The sequence below is a fragment of the Methylorubrum sp. SL192 genome (assembly GCF_026672325.1).
In the GTDB taxonomy this organism is placed as follows: domain Bacteria; phylum Pseudomonadota; class Alphaproteobacteria; order Rhizobiales; family Beijerinckiaceae; genus Methylobacterium; species Methylobacterium extorquens.
Genome location: NZ_JAPPQV010000003.1, coordinates 477,796 through 499,323, shown reverse-complemented (window position 1 = coordinate 499,323; position 21,528 = coordinate 477,796). Strand labels below are relative to the sequence as shown.

Below are 21,528 nucleotides of genomic sequence, written 5' to 3'. Positions count from 1 at the left end.
AATCCAGGAAAGCCTGATTCATCTCGGCCGAGATCTTGTCAGGCGTTCGCGATGCCGGGCGGATTCAGGCGGCTCGGGCCTGCGGGGCCGCCGCGCTCAGCACCGCCGCGAGGTCGTCGGGGCGGAACGGCTTGTCCAGTTGCAGGAACTGCCGCGCCGCGGCCGGCAGATGCCCGTGGGGGCTCGCCAGGATGATCCGGATGTCGGGATGGCGCTCGACCACCGTCGCGGCGAGCTGGAGGCCGGTCATCACCGGCATCGACTGGTCGGCGATCATGGCGTCGTAATCCGCGCTCTCGCCGAGCAGCGCGAGGGCGTGCTCGCCCGAGGCGGCCTGAACCACGTCGTGGCCGAGATCGGCCAGCGCCTCGGCGAGGCTCGCCCGGACGAGGCTGTCGCTCTCCACCAGGAGGATGCGCAGGGTGGAGTACCAGAGGGCCGGCTGCTCGGGCTGCCGCTCGGCGGCCCGCAGCCAGATCTCGGCGACGAAGGCGTCCTCGCCGGTCCCGTCGGAGACGGGGCGCCAGCCGGCGCCGATCTCTTCGAGGAGCCGGGCCACCGTCTCCAGCGAGCCTGGGCAGGGTGTCCGCGCCGTCCGGCCGGGCTCGTGCTGTCCGCTGGCGACGAGGAGGCGCACGTAAGAGCCCGGCGGCAGGCCGAAGCCCGTCTGCGTCTCGGTCACCTCCTCGGCGGCCCCGACCGCGAAGCCGTGCAGCCCGTGATCGCGGAAGTGGAAGGCGAGGTTGAGCAGGACGAGTTCGAGGATCCGCTCGGCGCACAGCACCTTCGGCAGGTCGCCGGGAACGCGGTTGATGACCGGCACGTCGCGCAGCACGTTGGCCCCCATGAAGGCGAGGGCGGCCTCGACGCTCGTGCCGACGTCGCACTCGGCCAAAGCCTCGCTCTCGCCGCGCACGAGCCCGAGCATCCGCCGGGTCAGCGCCGCCCCACGCGTGGCGCCCGCGAGCGCCGCGTCGACGAGGCGTGCCGGCTCGGGATTCAGGCCGTGGCGCCGGCGCACGGTCGCGAGGTTAGCGTGCACGATCGTGAGCACGTCGTTGAAGTCGTGGACGATGCCGTCGGTCACGCGGCGCAGGATCGCGTTGCGCCGCTGCTCGTTCAGGCCCGAGGGCGTCTCCGAGACGCCGCCCTCGATCACCCGGCTCAGGGCGTGGATGCGGCTGCCGTCGCCCGCTGCGCGCAGGAAGCGAACCAGCACCCGCCGCTCCGCTTCGGGAACGGGCTCGGCGCCGTCGGCGCGGGCGCGCAGCACCACGTCGTGGGGCCCGTCCGCCCGGCGCGCGGCCTCAAGGGTGAGGTCGAGGAGGGCGTGGTCCTCCGGCTCGAACCATTCGGCGAGATCGGACAGGTCGGTGGCGTGGTCCGAGGCGGTCGCCGTGCCGGTCCGGTCGGAATCCGACCAGACGACCTGGCGAGTCTCCGGGTCGATCTCCCAGCAGGTCCAGCCGGACATCGCCTCGAAGGTCTGAAGCCGGCCCTTGATCCGGTCGAGGCCGGTTCCCGCCAGCGCCAGCGCCGCCTCGCGGCTCTGGGAGCGGCCGGCGACCGCCTCGCTCAGCGCCGCGATCTCGCGCACCGGCGAGGCTGCCGCCTCGTCCGGGCCGGCCTCGCCCTGGGCGAGGCGTTGCAGCGGCTGCGCGGCGCGGCCCCCCATGGCGTAGCCGAGCCCGGCGGCGGCACCCACCACGGCGAGCGCCAGCGCCAGGAGGCGCCCGTCGGGCCGCAGACCCGCCGCCACGGTGGGCGGCGCGTAGGCGGTCACCACCCAGCCGGGAGAGCTGAGTTCGCGCCCGCCCTGGACCGGCGCAGAGGCCGAGCGGCGCTCGCCCCAGGGCGCGGATGCGGTGCCCGCGAGCAGCCGCCCGTCGGCGCCGCTCACGGTGAAGGCGATGGTTTCGGGCAGGTCGAGCGCTCGGCGCAAGCGGGGGCCGATCTCGAGGAAGGCCGGGCCGGCGCGAAGCTGGATCCGGTCGGAGCGTCCGGGCATCCCGAGGGAGAGGACGACATCGAAGGGCGCCGTCTCGTCCCCCTGGGTCGCGATGACGACCTCGGCGTTGCGGGCCCGGGCGAACCAGGGCTGCCGGGCGACGCTGCTGCCGGGCCGGCGCGGGTCGGCGGCGGCGCGCACGCTGCCATCCGCACCGATCAGCGCCGCATCCCCGTAGCGCGGGTTGAGGGCGAGCCAGTCCCGCAGCAGGGACGAGCGCTCGGCCTCACCCAGCGTCGGATCGCCGGGGCGGAGCAGCAGCGCGACGGTGCGTGCATCCGCCACGCTGCCGTGCAGTTCCGCATCGACCGCGTCCGCGAAGGCGCGCGCCCCCGTCATCGCGGCACGCTGCGCGCCGTCCGCGGCGGGGCCGGCCCCGAGCATAGCGGTCCCGATCCAGGCGAGTCCGAGCGCCGCCGCCGCGATCAGGGCGAGCTGGGCCGCGTTCAGCACCTTGAGCGAGATCCGGACGGAATCCAGCATGCGGGGGCTCCGCCGGCACAGCTTGCCGGCCGCAGGAAACCGGGATTGGTCGTCCTGCCCTTTAGACGAGGCCGCGAAGCGCTTAAGGGCCGGTTAATGCTGGCGGCATCGCCGGCCGGCCGAGAGCCGTATCCGACCGGTTGGCATCACTCCGGCGCCTGTAGGTCTTTGGTTTGACGCGCCTTCTTTCGACAAACCGGTGACCACGTCGTCGGAATGCGCTCGAGGTGTCGTCCGGGAGTGCCTCGCCTGGCACGCAAGAAACATCGAAAGCTTTGCCGCGGGCCGGCAAACCGGCAGCCTCCCCGAATCGGACGCGACGTCGTCCGACCGCCTTTCGAGGGTTTTGTGGTTTTTGTGGCATAGGCGTTGCTAGGACCTGTCCGCCGGTCGTGAGGGCCGGTGACGGCGAGCACGTGAGCCCCCGCGTTGCCCCCACGCGGAAGGCCCGCGTGAGCGATTCCAACGGGACGGAATCGGCCTCGCCGTCTTCAAGGATGCGGAGCGCGAGATCGAGATGAACGCAATGGCCCTTTCCGTCGCCGTCGCCCCCGAGATGACCGAGGATGCGCTGGCGGAGCGACTGATCGAGATGACGGTCGAGGATTGCCAGCGTGCCTTTGCCGAGGGCAGCGTCACCGCGGAGGCGCTGGCCGAAGCCTTCCTGGCGCGGATCGAGACCTACAACCCGCGCTACAAGGCGCTCATCGTGATGAATCCGCAGGCACTCGATGACGCCCGCGCCATCGATGCCCGCCGCGCGGCCGGCGAAGAGCTGGGGCCGCTCGCCGGGGTGCCCGTCGTCATCAAGGACACGATGGACATGGCCGGCCTGCCGAGCACCGGCGGCTGGCACTTCCTCAGCGCCGAGGCCGGCGGCATCGACCTGATCCCGGCCACCGATGCGCCGGTGACGGCACGGATGCGCGAGGCCGGCTGCGTCATCCTCGGCAAGACCAACGTGCCGGTGCTCAGCCATACCGGCAGTCACGCCAACGATTCCTGGGCCGGCCCCACCCTCAACCCGGCGGCACCCGACCGCATCCCCGGCGGCTCCAGCGCCGGCACCGCCACGGCGGTGGCCGCCAGCCTCGCCGTCCTCGGGCTCGCCGAGGAGACCGGCGGCTCGATCCAGAACCCGGCCTCGGCGCAGGGCCTGGTCGGCATCAAGCCGAGCTTCGCCCTGGTGCCGAATGCCGGCGTGATGCCGCTGGCCGGCAGCACCCGCGACGTGGTCGGGCCGATCGCCCGCTGCGTGCGCGACGCCGCGCTCACCCTCGACGCGCTCGCCGGCTATTCCTCGGCCGACCCCAAAACCGTGGCCGGCATCGGCAAGCGCCCGGAAGCGGGCTACGCGGCGGGGCTCGATGCGGGCGCGCTGGCGGGCAAGCGTCTCGGTCTCTACGGGCCCGGCTGGCGCGACCTGCCGCTCTCGGAGGAAGCGAGCGCCCTCTACGCACGTACGCAGAAGGAATTGGAGGCGGCCGGCGCCACCCTGGTGGCCGATCCCTTCGCCGGCACGGGCTTTGCCACCATCGCCGAGCCGACGCCGGGCCTCGTCTACTTCGACGCCCGCGGCTTCGAATCCGCGCCGTACGACCTCCAGCTTTATCTGGAGCGGATGGGGCCGGATGTGGCGATCCGCAGCTTTGCCGCCTTTGCCGAGGCCACGAAGGCCGAGGACGCCTTCGCGCCCGGCGGCGTGCTGCACCCGATCACCAACCTGCCCGGGCTCGCTCCCTGCCTTGCCGACCCGGCGAGCCCGCCCGACCTCTCCGACTTCCTCGCCGCCCGCGAGGCCTATCTCGCGGTCTTCGACCGGGTGATGGCGGAGCACGGGCTCGACGCCCTGGTCTTCCCGCAGATGCGGGCCGAGCTGCCGCCGCTGCACGGCCCGGGCACGCTGCTCGAAACCACGGTCTGCGAGATCAACATCGCCGGCCTGCCGGGGGTGACGCTGCCGGCGGGCGCCTATGCCTCCGGCTCGCCGTTCAACCTGATCTTCGTCGGCCGGATGTGGAGCGAGGGTGACCTGCTCTCCTACGCCTACGCCTACGAGCAGGCGACGCATCACCGCCGCGCCCCGGCCCTCGACGCCTGATTTTTCGCAATCGGGACACAGGCCCGCCCGGCTCCACGGAGGCGGGCGGGCTTGCTGACTACGCCTGCACCCTGTGGTTATCGTGCCCTGTGCACGTCTTGGAAATTGTGCGCGACCGTTCTGTGTCCGCGGCGCTATCCTGATCTCAAAGGGGACAGGGCCGGGATGCTGACCGATCATCGCCACGAGGAAATTCTCTCGCAGCTCGCGCAGACGGGGCGCGTCGGCGTCACCAGCATCGCCGCCACCCTCGCGGTCTCCGACGAGACGATCCGGCGCGACCTGAAGATGCTGGAAGAGCGCGGGCTGCTGCGGCGCATCCACGGCGGCGCCGTGCGGCCGCGGCTCGATCAGGAGCGCCCGCTCACCGAGCGCAGCGGGCTCAACAGCCGCGAGAAGGGCCGCGTCGCCGCACTGGCCGAGGGGCTGGTGGAGGACGGGATGTCGATCTTCATCGACACCGGCACCACCACGCTGGCCCTGGCCCGGCGGCTCACCACCCGCAAGCTCACGGTGACGACGAACTCGATCGACCTCGCGCTGCTGCTGGCCGACAGCCCGGCCCGGGTAAACCTGACGCCGGGCCGGCTACGCCCGAACGACAACGCGCTGGTCGGCTACGACACCGTGGACTACGCCCGGCGCCACTTCTTCGACCTCGCGATCATGGGCATCGCCGCCTGCGACCTCGCGCAGGGCTGGATGGACTACGAGGATCACGAATCCGTCCTGCGCCAGGCGCTGCGGGGCCAGACCCGGCGGGCGGTGCTGCTCGCCGATTCCCGCAAGTTCGGGCGCCAGGCCAACCTCCAGACCTTCGATCTGGCCGCGCCGCTCACCGTGGTGACCGACCGGCCGCCGCCCGAGCCCTTCGCCGAGCGCTTCAGCCGGCACGACATCGATCTGATCTGCGGCTGACAGCTTGTTCGACGGAGTTCTTTTGGCAAGCTCCCCACTCCTCATGCTGAGGCGCCGAGCGAAAGCTCGGCCTCGAAGCACGCCTGAACGGTCGATCCCACGCACCGGCCTGCCGGAAGAAGCGTCGCGGCGTGCTTCGAGGCTGCTGGCGCAGCACCTCAGCATGAGGATGGGGGAGACGCCGGAACCAGTCGGTCAAACGGGCTCTGAGGCAGCGCCTCGATCATGGGTTCACGGCGTCGGCAGCGGCGGCGTGACCTCGGGCGGCGTCTCGCGCACGGCGCGCAGCTCGTACCAGAGGGCGTTGAGCACGCCGACCGCGGCGGCCAGTCCGAGGCCGAGGATCCAGGCGAAGTACCACATCGTCGTGCGTCCTGATGCGAGGGCAGGGGGCCAGGAAAGCCGGCCCCGGCGGCGCCGGGGCCGGGAGCGTCAGTAGGCGGCCGAGCCGGGGGCGGTGATGTCGCGATCCGAGACCTTGCCCCACAGCACCCGGTAGACCCACGCCGTGTAGGCGAGGATGATCGGCAGGAAGATCACCGTCGCGATCAGCATGTTGCGCAGGGTCGCCCGGCTGGAGGAGGCGTCGAACACGGTCAGCGCGTGGCCCGGATGCGTGTTCGAGGGCAGGATGACCGGGAACATCGACAGGCCGACGGTGGCGATGATGCAGGCGATGCCGAGGCTGGAGGCGAGGAAGGTCAGCCCCTCGTGCCGGGCGCGGAAGCCGAGGGCCGCCAGCAGCGGGCCGGTGATGCCGAGGAGCGGCACCAGGGCGAGCGCCGGATGGGCCCAAAAGTTGGCGAGCCACGCGCCGGCATCCGCCACGACCGCCTTGGTCAGCGGGTTGGACGGGCCGTCGCCGGGGAGCGGGCTCACCACCCGGTAGCCGCCGAAGGCGCCGGCCCAGATCAGGAGGCCGCCGAGGGTGAACAGGGCGGCGGTGGCGAGCGCGGCCTTGAGCCCGATGGCGCGGGCGCGCTCGGCGACCGGCCCCTCGGCCTTGAAGGCGAGCCACGCGGCGCCGTGCGCCACCAGCATCGCCAGCGAGACGAGGCCGCAGAGCAGCGCCAGCGGGTTGAGCAGGCCCAGCAGGCTGCCCCCGTAGATCGGGCGAAGGTCGCCCGTGAAGTGGAAGGGCACGCCCTGAAGCACGTTGCCCACGGCGACGCCGAAGATCAGCGCCGGCACCGCGCCGCCGACGAACAAAGCCCAATCCCAGCGGGAGCGCCAGGCCGCGCTCGCCCGCTTGGAGCGGTACTTGAACGCCACCGGCCGCAGGATCAGGGCGAACAGCACGAGGAACATCGCGAGGTAGAAGCCGGAGAAGCTCAGCGCGTAGAGCGCCGGCCACGCGGCGAAGATCGCGCCGCCGCCGAGCACCAGCCAGACCTGGTTGCCTTCCCAGGTGGCGGAGACGGTGTGGATCGCCACCCGCCGCTCGACATCGGTGCGGCCGACGAAGGGCAGCAGGGCGCCGACGCCGAGATCGAAGCCGTCGGTGACGGCAAAGCCGATCAGCAGCACGCCGAGCAGCACCCACCAGATCAGGCGTAAGCTTTCGTAGTCCGAGAGAAGGGCGAGCATGGAGGGGAACTCCTCGGGGGAGGGGCCGACGCGACGGTAGGGTCGGCCGGCGAAGGGGGAGGGGCTATTCGGCGGCGACGAGGCCGGCGGCGTTCCGGTTCGCGCCGGCGCCGGGGAAGAGGGCGGCCGGGTCCTCGGCCAAAGTCTCGGGCCCCTTGGCGATAGCGCGCAGCATCAGTTGCACCTCGATCACCGCGAGCACGCCGTAGACGAGGGTGAAGCCGGCGATGGTGATGAGGAGCGAGGGGATGCCGAGTTCGGAGGTGGCGAGCGCGGTCGGCAGCACGCCTTCGATGATCCAGGGCTGGCGGCCGAACTCGGCGACGAACCAGCCGAACTCGATCGCGATCCAGGGCAGCGGCAGGGCGAGGAGCGCGGCCCGGAACAGCCAGCGCGGCGCTTCGGCCTCGCGGGCGGTGTACCAGAGCGCCGCGCCGAACAGGGCGATCAGCAGGAAGCCGCAGGCCACCATCGCCCGGAAGGTGAAGAACAGCGAGGGCACGTGCGGCACGGTGGACCACGCCGCCCGGTCGATGTCCGCGTCGGTCGCCTTCAGCGGATCGCCGATCAGCGGCTTCAGGAGCTGCGCGTAGCCGAGATCCTGTTGCGTCCGGGCGAACTCGGTGCGGGCCGGCTCATCCGTGCGGTCGGCCTTGATCCGCTCCAGCGCGGAATAGGCGACGAGCCCGTTGCGGATGCGATCCTTGGCGTGCCCGACCAGTTCGGTGATGCCGGGGATCTCAATCGTCAGCGAGCGGGTGCCGATCAGGCCCATCGCATAGGGGATGTGGAGCGCGTAGCGGGTGGTGCGGTTCTCCAGATCCGGGACGCCGATCGCGGTGAAGGCGGCCGGAGCGGGCTCCGTGTGCCACATCGCCTCCATGGCGGCGAGCTTCATCTTCTGGTGGTCGGTGACGGCGTAGCCGCTCTCGTCGCCGAGCACGACGACGCTGAGCGCCGAGGCGAGGCCAAAGGCCGCCGCGATGGCGAACGAGCGCTTGGCCAGTTCGAGATGCCGCCCGCGCAGGATGTAGAAGGCCGAGACGCCGAGCACGAACACCGCGCCGCAGACATAGCCCGCCGAGACCGTGTGGACGAACTTCGCCTGCGCCACCGGATTGAAGATCACGGCGGCAAAGTCGGTCACCTCCATGCGCATCGTGTCGGGGTTGAACAGGGAGCCGACCGGGTTCTGCATCCAGCCGTTGGCGATCAGGATCCAGAGCGCGGAAAAGTTGGTGCCCAGCGCCATCAGCCATGTGACGACGCAGTGGGCGAGTGCCGAGAGCTTGTCCCAGCCGAAGAAGAACAGCCCGACGAAGGTCGCCTCGAGGAAGAAGGCCATCAGGCCCTCGATGGCGAGCGGGGCCCCGAACACGTCGCCGACATAGTGCGAGTAGTAGGCCCAGTTCATTCCGAACTGGAATTCCATGGTCAGGCCGGTGGCGACGCCCAGCGCGAAGTTGATCCCGAACAGGAGCCCCCAGAACTTGGTCATGTCGCGCCAGATCTTGCGGCGCGTCATGACGTAGACCGTCTCCATCATGGCGACGAGGATCGAAAGTCCGAGCGTCAGCGGCACGAACAGAAAGTGGTACATCGCCGTCAGCGCGAATTGCAGGCGCGACAGATCGACGAGCAGCGGATCGGTCATGGGAGGCTCCTTGTCCGACACCGCCTCTCGCCCCGCCGCGCTTGGCGATCCTTGACGCAGATCAAAGCCGCTTTCGCCGCCCCCGCCGCACAAGGCGGCATGACCCGACCATCCCCCCGCGCCCGATCCGGCCGCGCCGCCCTCGAGCCCGCGGCGCTCATCCTCGCCCGCGGGGCGGCGCGGGCCGGCCTCTCGCGCCTCCAGGGACTCCAGGTCCTGCGCTGCGTCGCGACGCTCGGGGTGGCCGTGGCGCTGGCGCGGCTCGCGGGCGCGCTGATCGAGACGGGCGGGCTCGACGGGCTCGCGCTCGGCCTCGCCGGGGCCTGCCTTCTCGCGGGCGCCGGGCTCGGGAGCCTGATCGAGGCGCGCGGCGCCGCCCTGGAGGCGGAGGTCGCCGTCGCGCTGATCGATGCCGCCGAGGCGCGGCTCGCCGTGATGCCGGCCCGCGCCGCCGCCGACCTGCCGCGCGGGGCGGTGATCGCCGGATTGCAGCGGCATCCCGGCGCGCTCGCCCGCCTCGTCGTCGGCCACGCCGCGGCGCGTCGGATGATGGGGCTCGGGCCGGTGCTGACGGCGGGGGCGGTCGCCGTCGTCTCGTGGCAGGCCGCCGTCGCGCTGCTTCTCGCCACACCGGTGATGATCGTGTTCTTCGCCCTCGTCGGCGGTCTGATCCGCGACCGGGCCGCGGCCCAGGAGGCGGCGCTCGGGCGCCTCGCCACCCAGTTCGCCGACCGGGTGCGGGTGCTGCCGACGATCCTCGCCGCCCACGGCTTGCCGCGCGAGACGGCCAAGCTCGACCGGCGGCTCCAGGCCTATGCCGACGGCACCATGGGCGTGCTGGCGGTGGCCTTTCTGAATGCGGGCGTGCTCGACTTCTTCGCCTCGCTCGCCATCGCGATCCTGGCGGTGTTTCTCGGGCTCGGCCATCTCGGCCTCGCCGAGATTCCGGGTTTTGCCCATTTGGCGCTTTGGCAGAGCCTGCTGATCCTGCTGCTCGCCCCCGAATATTTCCTGCCGTTCCGCCGCTACGCCGAACTCTACCATGCCAAGGCCGAGGGCGAGGCCGCCGCCGAGGCGCTCGCCTGGGTGTTTTCGGAGGAAGCCGAGACGAGGCCCGAACGCGGCGTGGTTTCGGTGGCGCCGGGCGCGCGCGGCCTCGTCCTGCCCCATGCCGGGCCCGTCGCCGATTTCGATCTGCCGGAGACAGGGCTCGTCGCCGTGACCGGGCCGAGCGGGGCCGGCAAATCGACTCTGCTGCGGGTTCTGGCCGGCGTCGAGGCGCCGCTTGCCGGGGCCTTTCGCCTGCCCGGGCCGAACCTTCCGGCGACCTGGGTCTCCCTCGACACGCCGATCCCGGCCGGCACACTCGCCGCCGCGATCGCGGATGGCACGACCGCGACGCCCGAGGCCCTGGCGGCGGCCGCGTCGCTCGGCCTGAGCGACGATCCGCACTGGCCGGGCGGCCTCGACGCCGCGGTTCTGGCGGGCGCCGAAAACCTCTCCGGCGGCCAGCGGGTCCGGGTCGCCGTCGCGCGCCTGCTGCTGCGGCCGGGCACCGGCTTCTGTGACGAGCCGACCGCCAAGCTCGATCCCGCCAACGCCGCGCGGGTGCGCCAAGCCCTGGCCTGCGCCGCCCGCACCCGCCTCGTCATCGTGGCGACCCACGATCCCGCGCTGGCGGCGCTCGCCGACCGGCGCATTGACCTGAGGCCCACCCTTTCCGAGAGGCAGGCCGCGTGATGCGCACCCGCTCCGATACGACGCCCGCCGGTTCCGGCCGCGCCGAATTGTCCCGAGCTTGGACCCTCGCCTTCGCCCTCGCGGCCCTGGCGCTCGCGGCAAACCTCGCGCTCGCCGGCACCGCCGTGAGCTTCCTGGCCGCGGTGGCCCTGGCCGGCGCCGGGCCGGCGGCCTTCGCCTTCAACTTCCACCATCCCGCCGCGCTCGTGCGCCTGTTCGCGCTGCTGCGCACGGGCGCTCGCTACGGCGAGCGCATGGCCGGCCACCGCGCGGCGCTGACCGATCAGGTCCGCCGCCGCGCCGGCCTGTTCGCGGCCCTGGCGCGGGCGCCGGAGAGCCGCGGCGCCGGCTGGCAGCTCGGACGCCCGGAGCGGCTCGCCGACTTCATCGACGACGTGGCCGACATCGACTACGCCCGGCTGCGCGTCGGCTTTCCCCTTGCCATGACGGGCGCGGCGCTTGCCGGCCTCGTGCTCGCCACCGCCCTCGTGGCGCCGCTCGCGCTCCTTCCCGCCGCGGTGCTCGCGCTGGCCGGCGGCTTCGTGGCCCGACACGCGCTGACGCGGCTCGCGGCGATCGAGGCGTGGGTCCGCCGCGCACGGCGCAATGCCGCGGCCGATCTCGGAGCGGCTTTGGCGGGCGCGGTGCCCCTCGACGCCGAGGGGCGGCGCGGCCCGGCCCTGCGGATCGCCCTCGATCCCCTGCGCGATGCCGAACGCGAGGCCGCCTCTGGACGGCGGGTGCTCGCCCGGCTCGAGGCCGTGCTGGCGCTGGCCGGTCCCGCCCTCGCCCTGGCCGTGCTGCTCGCGGCCTGGAGCGCGGGTGCCCGCGGTACCGGCCTCCTGCCCGCCGCCTTCCTGGCCTTCACCTGGCTCGCCCTCGCGGAGCCGATCCTGTCCCTGCCGCGGGCGCTGCTCGGCTCCGTCCGCGCCCGTCTCGCCCGCCAATCCCTCGCGGTGGAGGAGGGCGCCGCCGCGGAGCCGGACCCCCGGCCCGGTCCGGCCCTCGGCGCCCTGACCCTGCACGGCCTGCGCTTGCGGACGCCGGACGGGCGCGATCTCGGCCCGGCTCCGGAGCTGGCCATCGTGCCCGGCACGCCGCTGACCCTCGTCGGCGCCAGCGGCTGCGGCAAGACCACCCTGCTGAAGGCGCTCGCCGGCTGGAGCGCGGAGCGGCCCGGCGAGACGATCCGGCTCGGCGGCACCGTCCGCCCGGCGGCCGCGCGGCGGGCGCTGACACATCTGAGCCTGCACGATGCGGCGGTCCTGTCCGACACCGTCCGCGAAAACCTGTTCGCGCCCGGCGCCTCCGACGCGGCGTTGTGGGCAGCGCTGGAAGCCGTCGAACTCGACGCCCGCATTCGCGTGGCTGGCGGCCTCGATGCCTGGATCGCCGAGGGCGGCCTTTCGCTGGGCGAAGCGCAACGCCTCAACCTCGCCCGCGCCAGCTTGAGCCCGGCCCCCGTCATTCTCCTCGACGAGCCGGCCGAGCATCTCGGCGACGATCAGGCCGCGCGCATCCTCGGGCGCCTGCTCGCGCACTGGCACGACCGCATCGTCGTGCTGACGAGCCATCGCCCGGATCTCAGGCTGCCCGGGCGCCGGGTCTCGCTCGGGCTGGATTGAGGCAAGCTCAGCTCGAACGCCGGGGTCCACCTTGACCTCCGCCGAGTCGCCGAGGGTCGGGCCGCGGCGAGGCTCGGTGCCGGCCGGTCTGTGCAGCCAGGCGCCGTCGCGGCAGCCATGCGCCCCCTCTCTCGAAGCTGTCGCCATCGCGAGAATCGGCCTGGATCCCTTCACGGCATCCGTTCCGATCAAGAATTCTGAGAAGATCAAAATAAAGATGCGGCCGCGGAAGAAATCACTCAGTGGGAAGACACCGCCCGCGCCGCCGTAATGCGCCTCCTCGGTCGTCCTTCATTATCTGCTCGCTTCGGCCCTGCCCGGTTTCGACTTCACAGGTCGTACGGAGGCAGGCTATTGAGTCATCTGGGGCGGGGTGCGGGACGGGAGGCTTGCGATGCAAAGCTCTGGCAACAGCGCCGGTGTCGAGCCGATCCCAGTCGAGCCGGCTTGCGCGCACGACCGCTCGGAGAGGGGCTGCGCCGCGTGCAAGGTCCGCCTCGTCAGCGTCTGCGCGGCGCTCACGAGCGAGGAACTCGCCGGCTTGGAGGCGCTGAGCCAGCCCGTCCATCTCGATCCGCGCCAAGCCCTGTTCCAGCAGGAGGACCGGGCGGGCGCCGTCTACAACGTCACCGAGGGGGCTTTACGCCTGTCGCGGCTTCTGCCGGACGGGCGGCGGCAGGTGATGGGTTTCGCCATGGTCGGCGATTTCCTCGGCCTCGCTCTGCCCGAGCGCTTCACCGTCACGGCCGAGGCGCTGTCACCGACGACGCTCTGCCGGTTCGAGAAGCGGGCCTTCGCCGGCCTCGTCGCGCGGACGCCGCACCTGCTGCAACGCCTTTACGAGCGGGCCGGCCATGAGCTGACGCTGGCACAGGATCACATGATGCTGCTGGGCCGCCGCACCGCGGAGGAGAAGGTGGCGAGCTTCCTGCTCGGCCTGCGCACCCGCTACGCCGGCATCGGGCGCGATTCCATCACCGTCGAGCTGCCGATGGGCCGGCAGGACATGGCCGACCATCTCGGTCTCACCATCGAGACGGTGAGCCGGATGCTGACCCGGCTCGACCGGGAGAAGGCGCTTCTGATCGTGCCCGGCGGCGTGCGCCTGCTGGACCTTGCCCGGCTCGAACGCATCGCGGCGAGCTGAGACGGGCACCCCTGATCGAAGCGGAAGCCGAACGCCGCGATTCCGAGGGGATCGGCCGGACTTCGGCTGGGTGCCTCACCGTTCGAGGGTCTGAAGGTAGGCGATCAGGGCCTGCGCTTGGTCGGGATCGAGCCGGAATTCCGGCATCGTCGGGTGCCCCGTGGTGATGCCCTCGGCCAACGCCTCGGCCAGATCCGTCACGGGGTAGCGGCGGTGCAACTCGCGGAACGGCGGCGCGTCCGCCAAGGGGCTCGCGCCGACGCGGCCGATCGCGTGGCAGCGGGCGCAGTTCGTGCGCGCGATGGTCTCGCCGCGCTGGGCGCTGGGATCGAGCGCTCGGGCGGCGGCCGGCCAGGCGATCAGCAGGGCGGCCAGGATCGGGAGGGTGGTCGCGATACGCATCAGTGACACATCAGGCAGGGGAGGGGGCTGCGGTGCAGCATCTCGTAGGTGACGCCGCCGAACAGCCACTCGCGCAGGCGGGTATGGCCGTAGGCGCCCATCACGATGAGGTCGGCCTGCTGTTTGACGGCAAAGCGCAGGAGTTCGTCGCCGTCGCTCACGACGGTGCGCAGCAGGTGGGTCGTGACGGCGGCGCCGTGGCGGGCGAGATGGCCGGCGACATCCTCCGCGCCCTCGTTGCGGGCCCCCTCGCCGGTGCTGACGACGAAGACCTGATCCGCCTCGCGGATGAAGGGCAGCGCAGCCGAGACGGCCCGGCGCGCCTCCGAGCCATCCTTCCAGGCCACGACGATCCGGGCGCCCCGAAGGTGCTCGATGCGCGGGGGCACCACGAGGACCGGACGTGCGGCCTCCATCAGGACGGGGCCGGGCGACACGCCGAGGGTGCCGAGCGGGATGTCGTCCGAGCCGCGGCGTCCCACCACGATCAGGTCGGCCGCCCGCGCCTGCTCGACGAGATGGGAGATCGGACCCGCCAGGGCCTCGCGCCAGTCGCGGCGCAGCGGGGCTTCGGTGGAGCGCTCGAACAGGGCGTGCGCCTGTGCGAGCAGGGCGCGCGCCTTCTCCTCGAAATGCGGATCCGCGTCGTAGATCTCGCCGATATCGCGCACGTAATCCGGCGCCGGCACCTTGCAGGCGGCCGCCCCCGTGAGCGTCGCCTCGAAGCGCCGCGCGAGACTGGCCGCCAGCCGGATGCGGTCGGCGGCGGTCTCGTCGAGGTCGACCGAGACCAGGATGTTCGCGTAAGCCATGCTCGCCTCCCGGGGCGTCCCCCTCCGCTCGGGTGGGGCCATCCTTCGTGGGGCATCCTTGCCGCCGGCCGGTACGGGTGCCTTGATCCAGCGCAAGGCGGGTCGAGGGGGCCCGCGCCGCGCCGGCATGCGGCCGGCCGCGTCCATCTGCGAGGCTTGAGACCAGCATGACCGGCCAGCCCCCCGTCGTCGTCGCGGTCGCGATCACCGGCTCGGTGCCGCGCAAACGCGACAACCCGGCCGTGCCGATCACGGTCGCCGAGCAGATCGAATCGACCCACGCCGCCTTCGAGGCCGGCGCGGCGCTGGCTCATATCCACGTGCGCAACGACGACGAGACCCCCTCGTCCGATCCGGAGAAGTTCGCCGCCGTGCAGGCGGGCCTGCGCAAGCACTGCCCCGGCATGATCGTCCAGTTCTCGACCGGCGGGCGCGGCCGCGACCCGGGGAGCCGCGGCCTCTCGCTCCGGCACCGGCCCGACATGGCCTCGCTCTCGACCGGCTCGGTCAACTTCCCGACCATCGTCTACGAGAACCACACCACCCTGGTGACCGACCTCGCCGGCCAGATGCAGCGTTACGGCGTGCGACCGGAGATCGAGATTTTCGATCTCTCGCACCTGTACGGGGCCAAGCGCCTCGTCGAGGCCGGGCTGATGGATGCGCGCCCGCACGTGCAGTTCGTCATGGGCGTCCAGAACGCGCTGCCGGCGCAGGAGCACCTGCTCGACCTCTTGCTCGGGGAGCTGCGCCGCCTGCTGCCGCAGGCGACCTGGACCGCCGCCGGGATCGGGCGCGAGCAGGCCCGCGTGATGGATTGGGCGCTCGCCCGCGGGGCGGATGCGGTCCGCACCGGGCTGGAGGACAACATTCGGATCACACGGGAGCGGCTGGCGTCCAGCAACGCGGAACTGGTCGGCCTCGCGGTCGCGGCGGTGACCCGGCACGGCCGCCGCGTCGCGACTCCGGCGCAGGCCCGTTCCGCCCTCGGCCTCCCCGCCTGACGGCGGCGATCCCGGGCGTCGAAACCCCATTGGCTTGACCCGGCTCAGGGCTGCTGAGGGTGGGGGGCGGCATGGGGTCTTCCGCCTCGAAGCGAGCGTTCCGCCACCGGCCCGAAGCGGTCATGAGACCGATACGGATTGCTTTCCCGCGGGCAGACACTCCATTGCCCCGATGCGGATCAATCGAACCGAATTGGCCGACCTCGGGACCTTCCTCGCCATCGCGCGCCACCGCAGCTTCCGGCGGGCGGGCCTGGAGCTTGGCGTCAGCGCCTCCGCGCTCAGCCACGCGCTCAAGGCGATGGAGGCGCGCCTCGGCGTTCGCCTCATCAACCGCACCAGCCGCAGTGTGACCCTCACCGCAGCAGGGGAAGATCTGCTCTCTTCACTCGACGCCCCATTCGCGGCGATCGGCTCCGCGCTCGACGTGCTCGACCAGCACCGAGACCCGACGGCGGCGACCGGGCGGATCCGCCTCAACGTGCTCGAACATGCAAGCACGTTGCTGCTCGCCCCCGTGCTGCCTCTCTTCCACGCGCGCCACCCGCAGGTCGAGATCGATGTCCGGGTGTCCAACGATCTGCTCGACGTTGTGGACGCTGGAGCCGATGCCGGCATCCGATATGGCGGAACGGTCCCTCAGGATATGGTGGCGCAGCGCCTGTCTGCGGATCTGCGCTGGGTGGTCGTTGGCGCTCCCGCCTATCTCGATCGGCAGGGGATTCCTGACCATCCGCGCGACCTCGCGGCTCACCGATGCCTGCGCATCCGCTTGGGCGACGATCGTCTCTACCGCTGGGAGTTCGAGAGAGCGGACGAGCAGATCGCGCTCGACGTTCCCGGTGCGGTGACGATCGACAACACGCAATTTGGGCTGTCTCTTGCCTTGGCAGGAGGCGGGCTCGCCTATCTTCCCCAGCCCTGTGTCGAACCCTCGGTCGCCCGCGGTGAGCTTCGCGTCGTGCTGGCGGATTGGGGGGCAATCGGGCCCGGCTTCCACATCTACTATCCCGGACGTCGCCAACTCCCGACCGGATTGCGGCTTCTCACCGACCTGATCCGGGAGGTGAAGCCGCTCGGATTGTAGCGGCTGCACGTCCGACGATGAACTCTGCTCATCGTTCCATTGAGGGACAAACGCCTGATCGGCGGCTCGCCCGATGTCTACGTCAGGCTCCTCAGGAACATCAGCCGAGAGATCGAGACATGGGCCGTTTCAACGGGAAGGTCGCATTCATCACGGGCGCGGCCAGCGGCATCGGCCGCGCCGCCGCCATCGCGTTCGCAAGGGAGGGGGCACAGGTCGCGATCACGGACCGCACGGAGGAGGCTCTGGAACGCCTTCGCGCCGAGATCGAGGGGAATGGCGGCGCGGTGATCGCGATCCGGTGCGATGTGTCGCTGCCAGAGGACGTCGCGGCTGCGGTCGCCCGGACCGTCGAACGGTTCGGCCGCCTTGACTGCGCCTTCAACAACGCGGGCGTCGAGAACAAGGCTGCCCCCGTCCACGAGATCGCCCTGGACGAATGGGACCGGATCCTCGACATCAACCTGCGCGGCACGTTCGTGTGCATGAAGCACGAGATCGCGCAGATGCTGCGCCAAGGCGGTGGCGTGGTGGTCAACACCTCCTCCGGCGCGGGCATCAGAGGCGTGGCGGGAGGGGCGAGCTACGCCACCTCGAAACACGCCCTGATCGGCCTCACCAAATCGGCCGCCCTCGACTACGCGAAGGCGAACATCCGGGTGAACGCGGTTCTGCCCGGGAACATCGAGACGCCGATGATGGAGCGCTTCACGGGCGGCGACATCCAGAAGGCGATCGACCTTGAGCCGGTCGGGCGGCTGGGCAAGCCCGAGGAGATCGCCGAGGCCGTCCTCTGGATGTGTTCGGATCTCGGTGCCTTCGTCACCGGCGCGTCGATTTCGGTCGATGGCGGCTGGTCGCTCTGAGCGGCGTTTCCGAAGCGACAGAGGAGAGATCGAATGGACATCAAGCGCAGCGGAAGCCAGGCCTCAGGCCCGGGGCCATCCGAGTGGTTCACCGGCACGGTTCGGATCGACCCGCTCCATAATGCGCCCGACCCCGCCCGCGTCGCGATGGCGAGCGTGACGTTCGAGCCGGGCGCGCGGACGGCGTGGCACACGCACCCGCTCGGCCAGACGTTGATCGTCACGTTCGGGCGTGGGTGGGTTCAGCGCGAAGGCGGCCCGATCGAGGAGATCGCGCCCGGCGACGTCGTTTGGTTCGAGCCGAACGAGAAGCACTGGCATGGGGCCACGGCGACCACAGCGATGACCCACATCGCGATCCAAGAGCGCCTGGACGGCAAGGCCGTGACATGGATGGAGCCGGTCACCGAAGGGCAGTATGCCGGGCCGTGACTTTCGACCCGCAAGTCCGCTTTCGGCGAGACGATGCCGAGAGCGGCTCCTCGTCCGGTCAGGCAGAGTGCGCTTTGGTCCGCGTCCGACCTCCCGCGAGGCCGGGCGTGCCCGCCGCGGCGTCGAAGGAGGGCGGAAGCGCCTGCTCCTGCAGTCCCGCCCCGCACCCTCGCGGAAGCCGATATGGCAGCGGCACTGCGCCAGCGGGCAGGGCCGCGGCGTCAGGGCCGTGTCGAAATCCGGATCGTAGAGGTTGCCGATCCGGGCCGGAACCATGTGGCAGCGGCGGACCTCGCCGTCGCCCGGTCGGCGCGCAGGTCGAGGTCGAAACAGCCGTCTCCGGCGAACCGCGCGGCGGGATCGACGACGCGGTGGCTCTGGCCGGTCAGCTCGCTATGCGCGAGCACGGTATGCGGCAGCAGCCAGCCGGCAGCCTTCCGCGGAACGGCCGAAATCGCGCGCATGAAGCTATTGCCCCGGCGCCACATGCCCGTCTCTGCCTCTTTCCTAAGAGGAAGGGCCGACCAGTGCTCTTTACCCGGCTTATTATCGCCGTGCGCGCCCGGAAAAGGCCATGCCTCGACGGGGCTGCGCCACGGCAATACTCCGCTGGTGCGAGGCTAGCCCGGCGATCGACTGACGGTCAACCGGTAACGGTCGGCCACGGCGCCTCTTGCGAGCTTGATCCGCCCGCCGGCCGGCGTGAGATCCCACCGGGTCGAGGCTTCTCCGCAGGCAGGACAACATTCGGTTGACCTATGGGCTCAGCAGGGTAGAAATCCTAGCGATCCGGGCCTCTCCTGTCTTGCGCACAACTTTAATAGCCTGGAACTGACGACATCTGCGGAGTCGTCATCGCTGTCGTCGGCCGGCATTTTTCGCATGTCCGGCTCATCCGCCTGCGAGCCTTGCGCCTGCGGGCCTTGCCGTCGCCCGCCCGCGCTTCAGGAGGCCGAGCATCCCCGAAGCAACGACTTCGCCCGCGCGCTCGCGTCCGCGTGCCCTGGCGCGCCTCGTCGCGGCCACCGTGTTGCTGCCGCTCGTTCTCCTGCTGCTCGGCCTGTGGGAGGTGCAGCGCGGCGCCGACGATCACGCCGCGTTCGAGGCCGAACAGCAACGGCTGGCCGGCCTCGTGACGCAGATGGAGGCGCGGGCGCCGCGGGACGGGCGCTTCGATCCCCGCCTTCAGTTCCGCTACGAAGGCCGGACCTACGGCGGGCCGCTCGCCCTGGACAAGGCGCGCGAGGCCCGTGACGAGGCCGGGTTCCTTGCCAGGCTCATGGACTGGCGCCGCGTGCTGCCGCCGGTCGTCGTCGCGGGCGGCGCGCTGGCCGCCGCGCTCTCCCTGCTCGTGCTGCTTGCCGGTGCCGTCCTGGGCCGCCTCGGCCGCGCTTCGCGCGATGCCCTGGTGCGCGGCTTCTCGCTGATGCGCCGGCTGCTTCCCGCGACGCTCTCGCTCCAGATCCTGGCGGCGACGGCGAGTTTCGTCGCCGCCGTGACCTTCGAGGCGGCGGCTCTCCTCCAAGGCGGCTTCGACGGCGGCGCGCTGAAGCTCCTGGCGATCGCCGTCGTCGCGGTCGGGGCCGTGGTCTTCGTGGCCGGCAGCACGGTGCTCGGCCTGCGCCGGGCGCTCGGCGCCTTCGAGCCCGATCCGCTGCCGATCATCGGCCGGACGGTGACGCCCGAGGAGGCGCCGGGCCTGTGGCGCCTCCTCGAAGGGCTTGCCGCGCGGCTCGGAGCGCTGAAGCCCGAGGCGGTGGTGGTCGGGCTCACCGAGGGCTTCTTCGTCAGCGCCGGTCCGGCGGTGCTGGAGCCCGGCGGGGCGCGGGTCACCGGCCGGATCCTCTATCTGCCGCTGCCCTATCTCGCCCTGATGCGGGGCGACGAGGTGGCGGCGATCATCGGTCACGAACTCGCCCACTATGCCGGCGGCGACACCACCTACAGCCAGCGCTTCCTGCCGATCTATGCCGGTGTCGAGCGCTCCCTCGATGCGGTCGCCGAGGGCCATCAGGGTTCGCTCGGGCTGCTCGGGCCGTCGCTGCGCCTCGGCGTCTTCGTGATGGAGCGCTTCCACCTCGCCGTGCGCCACTGGAGCCGGACGCGGGAATTCGCGGCCGACGCGGCGGGCGCGGGGGTGACCTCGATCGATGCCTCGGCCCGCGCGCTGCTGCGCACCGGCGCGGTGGGGCCGCGCATCTTCGAGACGCTCCAGGCCGCCGCCGACGCGCCCGACGCCGCACCGCCCGACCTCGTGGCCGCCGCCCTCGACCGCGCGATCGCGCAGGGGCTCGACGACCCAGCGGCGCATTGGCAGGAGGAGCAGGCCCACCCGACCGATACCCACCCGCCGACCCGCGAGCGCGTCGCCGCCCTGGGGCGGACCATCGACGCGGACCTCCTGGCCGCGGCGGGCGCCGTGCCGCCGCCCCACGCGCTCGGGCAGCTTGCCGCCTATTTCGCCGACCCGGCCGGGCTCAGCCGGGCGGCGACCGACGACTTCCTCGCCGCGCTGCGGGCGCAGGACGCGGCGTACCGCGCCCATCTCGAAGCGACGGCGGCGGAGGTCGGCACCGAGGAACGGGTGTTGCGCGCGAATTACCGCTCCCGCGGGATCGCGCTCGCGGTGGGCGGCGGCCTCTTCGCCGTCATCGCCCTCGCGATCGCGGTGTTCGGCGTGCCGGGGATTTCGCCGAAGGATAACGGTGTCGTCCTCGCAATCGCGCTCGGCTTCGCCGTGCTCCTCGGCGGGGCCGGCGCCCTCATCCTGCGCCGGGGCGAGCCCGTGACGCTGATCCTCAGCCCCGAGGGGCTGAAGGCGCCGGGGCTCGACCGGACGATCCCCTGGGATGCCATCGCCGACCTCGACATGACGTTCAACCAGACGGGCATCCTCACGCGCCTTCTGCTGCCGCCCGAGGCGGACTGGCCGCAGCGCAGCCCCGGCCGGCACGGGATCAAGCTCGACGCGAAGCGCCGCATCGTCACGCTTCCGATCGGCCTGCCGCGCGGGATGAAACCGCAGGACTTCGCCGAGCTGATCGGCCGCTACCAGATGGCCGCGCAGGCCCGGCGCCTCCTCGCCGAGACCGCGGCCAGCGCGCAGCGATCCTCCCCCGACCCCCAACGCGCCGAGGCTCCATGACCGCATCGCCCGATCGCGCCGAACCCTTGCGGCTGCCGCCCCAGGGCCAGGGCTGGATGGCCACCTTCTGGGTGCTGTTCGGCGTCGTGGCGCTCGCGGCGCTGCTGGGGGCCTGCGTCCTCTACACCGCTCCGGCCCTGGTCTCGGACTGGCAGGTCCGCGCGGCGGCCGAGCCGGTGGCGGAGGCCCGGATCAGCGACGGCAAGTGCAGCTCCAAGATCGCGATCCATATCTGCGACCTCACCTTGAGCCTGCGCCGGCCCACCGGCACCGTGACACGTCGGGTGAACTACGTGTTCGCCGGCCTGCATGTCGGCGATTTCGGCGCCGGGCCGATGGCCGATCCGGCGCGCCCGGATCTCATCACCACCGATCTCGGCCTCGACCGGCTGTGGAACCGCACGATCACCCTCGCGGTGATCATGGCCGCGCTCGCGGCGGCCATCGTCGGGGCGCTCCTCTCGCTGGTGCGCAACCGGCGCGCCGCCTCCGGTGCGGCCGGGTAATGGGCGGTCCC

At 71.8% G+C, this 21,528-nt stretch carries 18 protein-coding genes; 11 read left to right on the top strand and 7 right to left on the bottom strand.

Annotated elements, in window-relative coordinates; all coding sequences use genetic code 11:
* Positions 1–64 precede the first annotated feature (64 nt).
* Positions 65–2,491, bottom strand: coding sequence for a response regulator (locus OVA30_RS03150; protein WP_268174588.1), 2,427 nt, complete (start codon positions 2,489–2,491; stop codon positions 65–67).
* Between the two features lie 517 nt (positions 2,492–3,008).
* On the opposite strand from OVA30_RS03150, the gene OVA30_RS03145 reads away from it, so the two are divergent.
* Positions 3,009–4,592 (top strand): amidase, encoded by a 1,584-nt coding sequence (locus OVA30_RS03145; protein ID WP_268174587.1) that lies wholly within the window; start codon positions 3,009–3,011, stop codon positions 4,590–4,592.
* A gap of 165 nt (positions 4,593–4,757) precedes the next feature.
* A complete protein-coding gene (locus OVA30_RS03140; protein WP_003606080.1) occupies positions 4,758–5,510 on the top strand; it encodes a DeoR/GlpR family DNA-binding transcription regulator in 753 nt (250 codons plus the stop codon).
* A gap of 231 nt (positions 5,511–5,741) precedes the next feature.
* Here OVA30_RS03140 and cydX read toward each other — a convergent pair whose 3' ends face one another.
* The 3 genes from cydX to OVA30_RS03125 form a co-directional block, all read right to left on the bottom strand.
* Positions 5,742–5,873 carry a cytochrome bd-I oxidase subunit CydX gene (gene cydX, locus OVA30_RS03135; RefSeq protein WP_003606082.1) on the bottom strand — a complete coding sequence of 44 codons (132 nt, stop codon included), beginning with the start codon at positions 5,871–5,873 and terminating at the stop codon, positions 5,742–5,744.
* 69 nt (positions 5,874–5,942) lie between these two features.
* The gene (cydB, locus tag OVA30_RS03130) at positions 5,943–7,097 is read right to left on the bottom strand and encodes a cytochrome d ubiquinol oxidase subunit II (RefSeq protein WP_238509261.1); all 1,155 of its coding nucleotides are present in this window, start codon (positions 7,095–7,097) and stop codon (positions 5,943–5,945) included.
* 64 nt (positions 7,098–7,161) lie between these two features.
* Entirely contained in the window at positions 7,162–8,751 is a 1,590-nt protein-coding gene (locus OVA30_RS03125; RefSeq protein ID WP_268174586.1) for a cytochrome ubiquinol oxidase subunit I, read from the bottom strand.
* A 99-nt stretch (positions 8,752–8,850) separates the two neighbouring features.
* Here OVA30_RS03125 and OVA30_RS03120 point away from each other — a divergent pair, with 99 nt between their 5' ends.
* From OVA30_RS03120 to OVA30_RS03110, 3 genes are all read left to right on the top strand, one after another.
* Positions 8,851–10,491 (top strand): ATP-binding cassette domain-containing protein, encoded by a 1,641-nt coding sequence (locus OVA30_RS03120; protein ID WP_268174585.1) that lies wholly within the window; start codon positions 8,851–8,853, stop codon positions 10,489–10,491.
* A complete protein-coding gene (locus tag OVA30_RS03115; protein ID WP_268177448.1) occupies positions 10,491–12,116 on the top strand; it encodes an ATP-binding cassette domain-containing protein in 1,626 nt (541 codons plus the stop codon). The genes OVA30_RS03120 and OVA30_RS03115 overlap by 1 nt, the downstream gene beginning before the upstream one ends.
* A 394-nt stretch (positions 12,117–12,510) precedes the next feature.
* Complete coding sequence (locus OVA30_RS03110; protein ID WP_056459822.1) at positions 12,511–13,263, top strand: Crp/Fnr family transcriptional regulator; 753 nt, start codon at positions 12,511–12,513, stop codon at positions 13,261–13,263.
* 75 nt (positions 13,264–13,338) lie between these two features.
* Here the strand turns inward: OVA30_RS03110 and OVA30_RS03105 are convergent, their stop codons facing one another.
* Positions 13,339–13,665 (bottom strand): c-type cytochrome, encoded by a 327-nt coding sequence (locus OVA30_RS03105; protein ID WP_015822000.1) that lies wholly within the window; start codon positions 13,663–13,665, stop codon positions 13,339–13,341.
* Positions 13,665–14,477, bottom strand: a complete 813-nt coding sequence (locus OVA30_RS03100; protein ID WP_268174584.1) for a universal stress protein — start codon at positions 14,475–14,477, stop codon at positions 13,665–13,667. The genes OVA30_RS03105 and OVA30_RS03100 overlap by 1 nt, the downstream gene beginning before the upstream one ends.
* Positions 14,478–14,644: 167 nt before the next feature.
* Here OVA30_RS03100 and OVA30_RS03095 point away from each other — a divergent pair, with 167 nt between their 5' ends.
* The 4 genes from OVA30_RS03095 to OVA30_RS03080 all read left to right on the top strand — a co-directional run bounded on the left by OVA30_RS03095 (position 14,645) and on the right by OVA30_RS03080 (position 17,866).
* On the top strand, positions 14,645–15,481 hold the full coding sequence (locus OVA30_RS03095) for a 3-keto-5-aminohexanoate cleavage protein (protein ID WP_268174583.1): 837 nt from the start codon (positions 14,645–14,647) through the stop codon (positions 15,479–15,481).
* A 172-nt stretch (positions 15,482–15,653) separates the two neighbouring features.
* Positions 15,654–16,568 (top strand): LysR family transcriptional regulator, encoded by a 915-nt coding sequence (locus OVA30_RS03090; RefSeq protein WP_268174582.1) that lies wholly within the window; start codon positions 15,654–15,656, stop codon positions 16,566–16,568.
* Positions 16,569–16,687: 119 nt separating this feature from the next.
* Positions 16,688–17,434 (top strand): SDR family NAD(P)-dependent oxidoreductase, encoded by a 747-nt coding sequence (locus OVA30_RS03085; protein ID WP_268174581.1) that lies wholly within the window; start codon positions 16,688–16,690, stop codon positions 17,432–17,434.
* 33 nt (positions 17,435–17,467) lie between these two features.
* Positions 17,468–17,866, top strand: a complete 399-nt coding sequence (locus OVA30_RS03080) for a (R)-mandelonitrile lyase (protein WP_015950239.1) — start codon at positions 17,468–17,470, stop codon at positions 17,864–17,866.
* A gap of 221 nt (positions 17,867–18,087) precedes the next feature.
* On the opposite strand, the gene OVA30_RS03075 is transcribed toward OVA30_RS03080, so the two are convergent.
* Positions 18,088–18,354 carry a hypothetical protein gene (locus OVA30_RS03075; RefSeq protein ID WP_268174580.1) on the bottom strand — a complete coding sequence of 89 codons (267 nt, stop codon included), beginning with the start codon at positions 18,352–18,354 and terminating at the stop codon, positions 18,088–18,090.
* A 539-nt stretch (positions 18,355–18,893) separates the two neighbouring features.
* Here OVA30_RS03075 and OVA30_RS03070 point away from each other — a divergent pair.
* Both OVA30_RS03070 and OVA30_RS03065 read left to right on the top strand, forming a co-directional pair.
* On the top strand, positions 18,894–21,011 hold the full coding sequence (locus tag OVA30_RS03070) for a M48 family metallopeptidase (protein WP_268174579.1): 2,118 nt from the start codon (positions 18,894–18,896) through the stop codon (positions 21,009–21,011).
* On the top strand, positions 21,008–21,517 hold the full coding sequence (locus OVA30_RS03065) for a hypothetical protein (protein WP_268174578.1): 510 nt from the start codon (positions 21,008–21,010) through the stop codon (positions 21,515–21,517). Before OVA30_RS03070 ends, OVA30_RS03065 begins: the two co-directional genes overlap by 4 nt.
* The last annotated feature ends 11 nt before the right edge of the window (positions 21,518–21,528 follow it).